The 7,739-nt window shown below is 56.8% G+C and carries 9 protein-coding genes; 5 read left to right on the top strand and 4 right to left on the bottom strand.

The window, feature by feature from the left end; translation table 11 throughout:
• Window positions 1–79: 79 nt before the first annotated feature.
• Both A5774_RS02585 and A5774_RS02580 read right to left on the bottom strand, forming a co-directional pair.
• Window positions 80–697, bottom strand: coding sequence for a response regulator transcription factor (locus tag A5774_RS02585; RefSeq protein ID WP_064833234.1), 618 nt, complete (start codon window positions 695–697; stop codon window positions 80–82).
• 15 nt (window positions 698–712) lie between these two features.
• A complete protein-coding gene (locus A5774_RS02580) occupies window positions 713–2,038 on the bottom strand; it encodes an ATP-binding protein (protein ID WP_064833233.1) in 1,326 nt (441 codons plus the stop codon).
• Between the two features lie 140 nt (window positions 2,039–2,178).
• Here A5774_RS02580 and A5774_RS02575 point away from each other — a divergent pair, with 140 nt between their 5' ends.
• From A5774_RS02575 to A5774_RS02560, 4 genes are read left to right on the top strand one after another with little or no spacing between them, the layout of a single operon-like run.
• Window positions 2,179–3,369, top strand: a complete 1,191-nt coding sequence (locus A5774_RS02575; RefSeq protein ID WP_064833232.1) for an ABC transporter permease — start codon at window positions 2,179–2,181, stop codon at window positions 3,367–3,369.
• Window positions 3,369–4,064 carry an ABC transporter ATP-binding protein gene (locus tag A5774_RS02570; RefSeq protein WP_064833231.1) on the top strand — a complete coding sequence of 232 codons (696 nt, stop codon included), beginning with the start codon at window positions 3,369–3,371 and terminating at the stop codon, window positions 4,062–4,064. Before A5774_RS02575 ends, A5774_RS02570 begins: the two co-directional genes overlap by 1 nt.
• Window positions 4,065–4,118: 54 nt before the next feature.
• Window positions 4,119–5,474, top strand: a complete 1,356-nt coding sequence (locus tag A5774_RS02565; protein WP_064833230.1) for a TrkH family potassium uptake protein — start codon at window positions 4,119–4,121, stop codon at window positions 5,472–5,474.
• Window positions 5,467–6,126 carry a TrkA family potassium uptake protein gene (locus tag A5774_RS02560; RefSeq protein ID WP_064833229.1) on the top strand — a complete coding sequence of 220 codons (660 nt, stop codon included), beginning with the start codon at window positions 5,467–5,469 and terminating at the stop codon, window positions 6,124–6,126. The genes A5774_RS02565 and A5774_RS02560 overlap by 8 nt, the downstream gene beginning before the upstream one ends.
• A gap of 149 nt (window positions 6,127–6,275) precedes the next feature.
• Here the strand turns inward: A5774_RS02560 and A5774_RS10835 are convergent, their stop codons facing one another.
• Window positions 6,276–6,542 (bottom strand): YdeI/OmpD-associated family protein, encoded by a 267-nt coding sequence (locus A5774_RS10835; RefSeq protein WP_082936070.1) that lies wholly within the window; start codon window positions 6,540–6,542, stop codon window positions 6,276–6,278.
• A gap of 105 nt (window positions 6,543–6,647) precedes the next feature.
• On the bottom strand, window positions 6,648–7,109 hold the full coding sequence (locus A5774_RS02555) for a hypothetical protein (RefSeq protein ID WP_126925722.1): 462 nt from the start codon (window positions 7,107–7,109) through the stop codon (window positions 6,648–6,650).
• A gap of 88 nt (window positions 7,110–7,197) precedes the next feature.
• On the opposite strand from A5774_RS02555, the gene A5774_RS02550 reads away from it, so the two are divergent.
• Entirely contained in the window at window positions 7,198–7,605 is a 408-nt protein-coding gene (locus A5774_RS02550; RefSeq protein ID WP_231892320.1) for a hypothetical protein, read from the top strand.
• Window positions 7,606–7,739: the final 134 nt, after the last annotated feature.

Here is a 7,739-nt window from a genome sequence, read left to right as displayed (position 1 = left end):
GGTAGCTCTACTACGTGTCCATGATTTGCGGACAACCCCGTTGATGCAGTCACCATATTTACTGCACACCCTGGACAGTCTAAATTAATCGACGGTCCCGGGCAGCGATGACGGCGGCGGTGCGCGATTCCACACCTAGTTTCTGAAAAATATGAATCAGGTGGGTTTTTACTGTCGCCTCAGAAATAAAAAGCTTCTTTGCCAAGGCCTTATTGCTCGCACCGGTGGCGAGTTCCCGCAGAATTTCAATTTCACGCTGCGAAAGGCTCTGCTGCGGTTGCGAAGTACGCTGCGCCAGAGCCGCCGCCACATCCGGCGACAACGTGCGCTTGCGTTCATGGGTGGCGATGATGGCGTCGAATAAACTTGTCTCGGGCGAATCCTTCAGCAGATAACCCAACGCACCGGCCTCAAGAGCAGCGACGATATCGGCTTCGGTGTCGTACGTCGTCAAGATCAACACAGGTGGACCGCCTGCCTTCGCTAATTTGCTGGTCGCGGTGATGCCATCAACCCCAGGCATCTGGATATCGCACACCACCACATCCACATCAGTGATGCTGCCGTCGACAAGCCCATCCACCGCGCTACCATCGGCGGCCTCGTGGGTGACCTGCACCCCGTCGAAGCTATTCAGGATTGCGCGCAGGCCGGCGCGGACAACGGGGTGGTCGTCGAGAAGCAGAACGCGGATCATGGTGGTCTCCTGGAACTAGCTAGCTGGTGTGTGCTGCGAAGTCAGCGGGATGCGGGCCGCAACAACCGTGCCTTCACCCGGGGTCGATTCAATATTTACTGTGCCAGATAATGCAGCAATGCGTTGCTGAATACCACCAAGCCCGTAGCCGTGGCTGGACTTTTGCTGGGGTGCCTGCGCCGGATCAAAACCACGGCCGTCGTCAAAAATATCGACGGTTAATTCATCGCCAAGCACCGCGACCGACACCACCGCATTATCCGCGGCGGCATGCTTGGCGACGTTATTCAATGCCTCTTGCACGCATCGCACCACCGCGGTGACCACGGACTCGGGCAGCCGACGGTGCGTATCACCAGAGAAATTCGCCCGGAATTCGGTGGATTCGCCCAAGCCGCTACCACGGCGACGCATGCGCTGAAGAATCTCAGTGATGGCATCTGGCAGATCTGCTTGCGCAGATGGTGCGGTCAGATCCCGCACGAAACGGCGCGCCTCCGCCAGGTTGTCACGGGCGGTGTCCTCGATGGTAGAAAACACGTCCGTTGCTGCATTTTTGGACTTATTGTGGGACTCATTATGGGATTCAGCAGATTCCGCATCCCCGGTGCTAGCGCTCGCCCGTCCAGCACGCGCCAACAACACGATGGAACTCAACCCCTGCGCGAGCGTGTCGTGAATATCGCGGGCCAGGCGCTCACGCTCTTCCAAACGCCCGGCTTGATGCTCGGTGGCTGCTAGTTCCTGCTGGGTTGCGGCTAATTCTTCCGCGATACGCCGCTGGGTCAGTGCCTCACGATGCAACGCGCGATAACTCACATAAATCGCTACGGCAAAAACCGTACCGATGCCCGGGCCAATCGCCACCGCAATATGCCAATGCTGCGGGTGCAACCACGCAACCACGACCACCCCAGCAGCCCACAACACCGCAGCGGCCAGCAAGTTCGCCGAACGGGGCAATACGGCAAGCGTGACAAAAACCAGCGGGAACAACACCCAAAGAAAATCATTCGCCAACACGAGTGCACTCAGCCACAGCACAACAACGGCGGCCCACCACCAGCGCGCGCTCCGTTGCTGATTCACAGTCGGGCTGGAAAAACTGCCCACACCGCGCCGGGCTCGGTATTCCACAACGATGCCACCCGCATAAACCAGCCCTAGCGCGGCCGCGACCAGCAAAACGACCGGAAGCTGGGCGTGCGCTGCGTCGTCGGCAAGCCAGACCCGCACCGCCCCAAGAATGAGCAGCGCGCAAAACATCACGTGTAAACCCACCCGCAGGTTGCGCAACACGCTCGCAAGACCTGGAGTGGACGAGGCGAGATGGTCTGGCATAGTCACCTCACCTAGGCTACTGGGATAGTCGCCGGTGAGTCCGGTGAGTCAGTGCTTGGGCAAGATCAACCATCTGGTTGATAGCAGAATCAACTAGCACCCCGATGCCGCACTGAGCTGCAAAAACAACAATAGGTACTATGTTTTTGGCACTCAGAGATATCGTCTCCGCCCGCGGACGCTTCAGCTTGATTAGCTTCGTCGTTGGGCTGATAACCGTACTGTTGGTGATGCTCACTGGCCTGACCGGTGGGTTGGCTAAGCACAACACCTCTGCTTTGCAGGCCCTGGCCCCTGAGCGATACGTGTTTACTAGTGAGGAGCCGTCTTTTCAGGAATCACAAGTCACCACCTCTGATGTGCAGGAATGGCAGGAGCTTGTCGACGCCGACAGCAAGGTTATCCCGCTTGGTACCGCGCAAACCCGGTTGGAAGCAGGTTCTGCGGTGGGTGTTGCCGTGCTGGGCCTGCCTGCGGGGACTAAGGTTCCGGCGCCCGTAGTATCCGGTGCGGGTGCCGCAGGATCAGAAATAGCTGGTGCCACAGCCGCAGATGCGGCAGCAGAAGCAGATTCGGTCGCGTCGCAGGAGGCGGTGGTCGCCGAAGACGGCATCGTCGTCAGCCACGAAATCGTTGCCGAGTCCGGTGTGCAACCAGGTGAGACGGTAGAAATCGGTGGCGTCGAACAGCCCGTGAGTGCCGTCGTAGAAGACAAGCACTATTCGCACCAGCCCGTCGTCTGGGCAAGCACACAGGTGTGGCAGCAGATTTCGCGCGCGCATGACGACGTCGTCGGCATTGTTCTGGCGGTGGATACCCGGGACCGGCAGGCGGGTGCTTTAAGCGATACGGAATGGAGCGATGAGGAATGGCAGGATGCCGAAAACCAGACTGGGGATAGTGTTGCAACAGTCGAGGATTCTTTTTCTGGCTTGGCTGCCTACCAGTCGGAGCAGGCATCGCTCCAGCTCATTCAGGTGTTGTTGTATGCCATTAGTGCTTTGGTGACCGTGGCGTTTTTGAGCGTGTGGACAATCCAGCGCAGCTGTGATCTCGCCGTGCTACGCGCACTTGGTGCCAGCCCCGGGTATGTGTGGAAGGATGCGCTGGGACAAGCCGCTGTGGTGGTTGGCATCGGCGTTGTGCTTGGCGCCGGCGTCGGCTGGGCAGCAGGCGTGTGGGCCGGCAACTCTGTTCCGTTTGATTTGCAGTGGGCCACCATCGTGGTGCCCGCCGCGGGCATCTGGGTGCTCGGTATGTGTGGCGCACTGGTAGCAACCCGACGAGTGAAAAAGATTGATCCAGCATCGGCATTGGAGGGCAAATCCTAATGAATATTGAAAATAAAAAGACGCAAGTTAAAAATCCAGCGGTCGCTTGCCACAACGTCACCGTTGATTTCCCCGACGGCACCGGCACCGTGCGCGCTTTGGATCAGGTGTCCTTGCAGGTTCTTCCGGGGACGGTGACCGCCATCGTGGGCGAATCAGGATCCGGCAAATCCACTTTGCTTTCAGCTATGGCGGGGTTGTTGCAGCCCACGGAAGGTGAAGTGCGTATCGCCGGTGAACTGATGAGCGTCGGCTCGGAGGAAAAGCGCAGCGAATTACGGCGCCAGCACATCGGGATGATTTTCCAGCAGCCGAACTTGTTGGAATCGTTGTCTGTTGCCGAGCAGTTGTTGATCACCGACCATTTGCGTGGACACACCCCGCGCCGGGAGCGGGCAGAAGAGCTGTTGGCCAAGGTGGGTTTGGAGGGGCTGGGCAGCCGCAGCGTCGGCAAGCTATCCGGTGGTCAACGCCAGCGGGTGAATATTGCACGCGCAGTGATGAATGATCCGGATGTTTTGCTTGCAGACGAACCAACCTCCGCGCTGGATCAGGAATTGTCGCAAGAGATCATGCAACTATTGCAGCAGTTATCACGTGATTTGGGGATCGCGACGTGTGTTGTCACCCATGACCGGGGGATGTTGAAATACGTGGACGAAGTGGTGGAAGTCATCGACGGCAAAATCAAGTAAAAATTTTGCATAGTGGTATTACTACTAGCCGCATGAGGTTTAGAATACCGACTTGTGATTTTCCATTCAGGCGCACACCGTCGGCGGGGTTTTAGCCCCGCGCAGCTGGTCTCCGTGAGCTTCCTGCTGCTCATTCTCGCGGGCACAGTCCTTTTGTTGCTGCCCGTCTCCCGCAGCGGGGTGGACAACCCTGAGTTCACCACTGCACTATTCACCGCTACGTCCGCGGTGTGCCTCACCGGCTTAACAGTCGTGGATACAGCGACGTATTGGTCTCATTTCGGACAGATAATCATCTTGGTACTTGTCCAAATCGGTGGTCTTGGCATCATGACCTTGGCCACGGTCGTGAGTTTTGTGCTGGCCGGGCAGATGGGCGTCAAGGGGCGGCTTCGTGCCGTTGCAGAACAACGCGGAAGAAACCTAGGTGAGGTGCGCACCGTCATCCTCGGCACAATTGGTTTTTCCTTAGCCGTGGAATTGGTGATCACCGTAGTACTCGCCATCCGTTTTGCCACGAAATACGGATATGCCTTACTGCCCGCAGTATGGCAGGGGGGCTTTCATGCCATTTCTGCATTCAATAACGCAGGATTTGGGCTCCAGTCCAACAACTTGATTCCCTATGTCAACGATTCTGGAATTATCTTGCCGGTCGCCGCGGGCGTGATCGTCGGTGGTTTGGGGTTTCCTGTACTGCTAGAAATCAAGGAGCGGCGTTGTTCGAAAGTTCAACGTCCGCGGTCGTTGACTTTGTTGTTTACCCTGGTTGGCACCGCGATTTTGCTGGTTGTCGGCACCATCGGGTTTGGCATCATGGAATGGACGAACAGCTTGCGCGAGCTGAGCCCGTGGTCGGCGGTGCAAGCGGCATTTTTTCATTCTGTATCCACCCGCACTGCCGGATTCAACTCGGTTGACCTATCGAACCTGCGGCCTTCTTCGCTGATGTTAACGGATTTTTTGATGTTCATCGGTGGTGGATCCGGAGGCACCGCAGGCGGAGTGAAAGTAACCACCGCCGCCGTACTAGTGGCAGTGTTGATCGCCGAAGTGCGCGGTGACGACGAGCTACTGGTTGCTGGTCGGCGCATACCCGGGCGTATCGTGCGTCAGTCGATGGCAGTATTCATGATGGCTTTCATTCTGATTGCCGGCTCCATCATGGGGCTACAAATGCTGCTACCGCAGTTCAACTCCCACCAGATCACCTTTGAAACCATCTCTGCATTCGCTACCGTTGGTCTGACCACCGGTATTACTCCGGAGCTGCCGGAATTCGCGCGTGTATGGCTGGTAGTGCTGATGTATGCCGGGCGTATCGGCCCGATCACGGTTGTCGCCGCCCTAGCTGCCCGCACCAACCAACGCCGCTATTCATTCCCCGTAGAAAGGCCTTTCATTGGCTAAGCTGCCATTCCACCACACCAAACAACCCGTCGTAATCATTGGCCTTGGCCGATTTGGCATGGCGCTGGGTGAGGAACTAGTCCAATCCGGCGTAGAAGTACTGGGCATCGATGTAGACGAAGCGGTAGTAACCAAAGCCGCCTCGCTACTCACGCACGCCGTCGTCGCCGAAACCACCGACCAAGAAGCACTACGCCAACTCGGCGTACACGATGCACACCGAGTGGTGATCGGCATCGGATCCGATATGGGGGCGTCGCTACTAACGGCATCTGCCGTGATGGACCTGGGGGTGCCTAACGTTTGGGCGAAAGCAGACAACCAGCAACAGGCCAAGATCCTGACACAAATTGGCGTGCACCACGTTGTGCGGCCAGAGCGGGATACTGGCCGACGCGTGGCGCATTTGATCGCTGGGCACGTGCAGGAATACATCGAGTTCGATTCTGATTTCGCGATGGCTAAGCTAGCCCCACCGCTGTGGATGCATGGGCGGAAGGTAGAACAGACCCCGCCGGGGATCGCCATTGTTGCAGTGCGCTCGGCAGATGCGCACTTTTCTACTCCACCTGCCGGTTACGTGCTCCGCTCCGGTGACCTAGTGATTGCCGCCGGGCGGATCAATGACCTAGACAAGTTCGCGGATTCTTAGCAACGGTTGAAGTTATTCAATCCCCGGGCAGCCAGCATCATCAAGATATTCGCTCCGGGGTGATTTCTAGTCTCGAGCTAGTTGCTATCTAAGAGTCGCCATGGGGGATGAAGATCCTTTGTCTGCATAGTTTCGCGTAAAGGCTATTTTTATTTGCCATTTCTTTCGCGGTGTTTGCATCCGGGCCAGCAGCACGGGCGACGTTTGCCTTCGTGGAGCTCTTCGCAGGTGCGCCGGATGCGGCGGACGCGGGTTTCTTCCTTTTTCGCATCTGCTACCCAACAGATGAATTCATTGCGAGCTAGTAGGGTGAGTCCGTTCCACAGATCTGCGAGATTTTCGCGGACTAGGGCCTGTTGCAGGTCGCCGGGTAGCGGGTGGACGGCGCCGTCGTAAAGTACAGCCTGAGATGTCATGACAACAAAATTAGTGGAAGTGGTTCGACAGGGGGCATTCAGCGATCTTTGGCGTAATTCCTAGCATGGCATTCTTGGCTATCTGACGTGCTCAGATTTTGCCACCTACTCCGGCGGAACAGAACCGGGGGCATGCCAATTTGTAAGGCCCGCCAAACGAAGGCTTTCGTTTAATTGGAAAACCGAGGCCCAGAAATCTCCTGTTTTTGCGGCAAGCGCATTATCTAGCAGGGAGCCGGTTACATCAAATTGCTCTAGCTGAGGATAATAAATTCCAAGTAGATTATGCTCATGGCTAATTTTCTTGTCCAAGATACAAGCATGCGCCCATTGCCCTGAAAATCGCCTGCGTAGACCTTCCCCAAGGAACATCTCGTATTCAATTCGGCGAGGGACAGGAATCGTTTTTGCGTTCGCAAGGAACCATTTTTCGCAGGCCTTTAATGATTCTTGGCTCCACGGGGTGCTTTGTTTTATTCCGGGGAGTAGAAGGTGCTGTTTCGAATCGACGTAGTCTTTAGCCTTCTGCGTCCAATCGGCAAGATTTACCTGCGAACTAGCCACCATACCGGCCCTACCTTTCATAATTTAAGTTAATCTGATCATAACTTCCGGAAAATCGGGGCAGTCATTTTTCGCAGTAAACTGGTGCTAAATGCCCCTCGTAAACAAAGGAACTGCCATGCGCATTAATGAGCACGAATGGGAACTGGTAGAAGGTCTTAATCTGCCGTACCAGGAGGATGAGAACTCCACCCATGCGCAGTCACGCCAAGCCCGTGCGGTGCCACAAGTAACCAAGGTCGCCGAGCTAGAAGGTGCCACCGTGGTGCGGTTATCTTTCCGTGCCGGTGACACTATGGCGAACCACAAGGCCCCGCGCCCGATCCTGGTGCTGGGGCAAACGGGTTCTGTCACGTTCACCATCGGTGATGCGGATGCTGGTGAGCCCGTCGATGAAATCACACTCGCTCCGGGGAAAGCCGTACATGTCGACGAAGGCAAAATCCACGCCTTGCATGCCGATGCCCCGGCCGTGGTCACACTGTTGATCCTGGGCTAACAAGGCCAGCGGTGCAGCGGTGATTACCCCAGCCCCTGCACGGAGCGGTGCTTGTTTTCGCCTTACTGGCCTTACTGCCTGGAGAAATATGCCAGCGCCCGGGGTATCGCGGTAGCAATTGCGCTTGCCGACGT

Source organism: Corynebacterium sp. EPI-003-04-2554_SCH2473622, from assembly GCF_001665955.1.
GTDB classification, from domain to species: domain Bacteria; phylum Actinomycetota; class Actinomycetes; order Mycobacteriales; family Mycobacteriaceae; genus Corynebacterium; species Corynebacterium pseudodiphtheriticum.
This window is presented reverse-complemented; position numbering and strand designations above follow the sequence as displayed.

Excerpts from the sequence above, each read along its gene's own strand:
- A5774_RS02550 (WP_231892320.1), top strand. The coding sequence starts at position 7,198 with ATGCCCCTCGTAAACAAAGGAACTGCCATGCGCATTAATGAGCACGAA.
- A5774_RS02580 (WP_064833233.1), bottom strand. The coding sequence starts at position 2,038 with ATGCCAGACCATCTCGCCTCGTCCACTCCAGGTCTTGCGAGCGTGTTG.
- A5774_RS02585 (WP_064833234.1), bottom strand. The coding sequence starts at position 697 with ATGATCCGCGTTCTGCTTCTCGACGACCACCCCGTTGTCCGCGCCGGC.
- A5774_RS10835 (WP_082936070.1), bottom strand. The coding sequence starts at position 6,542 with ATGACATCTCAGGCTGTACTTTACGACGGCGCCGTCCACCCGCTACCC.
- A5774_RS02570 (WP_064833231.1), top strand. The coding sequence starts at position 3,369 with ATGAATATTGAAAATAAAAAGACGCAAGTTAAAAATCCAGCGGTCGCT.
- A5774_RS02555 (WP_126925722.1), bottom strand. The coding sequence starts at position 7,109 with ATGGTGGCTAGTTCGCAGGTAAATCTTGCCGATTGGACGCAGAAGGCT.
- A5774_RS02575 (WP_064833232.1), top strand. The coding sequence starts at position 2,179 with ATGTTTTTGGCACTCAGAGATATCGTCTCCGCCCGCGGACGCTTCAGC.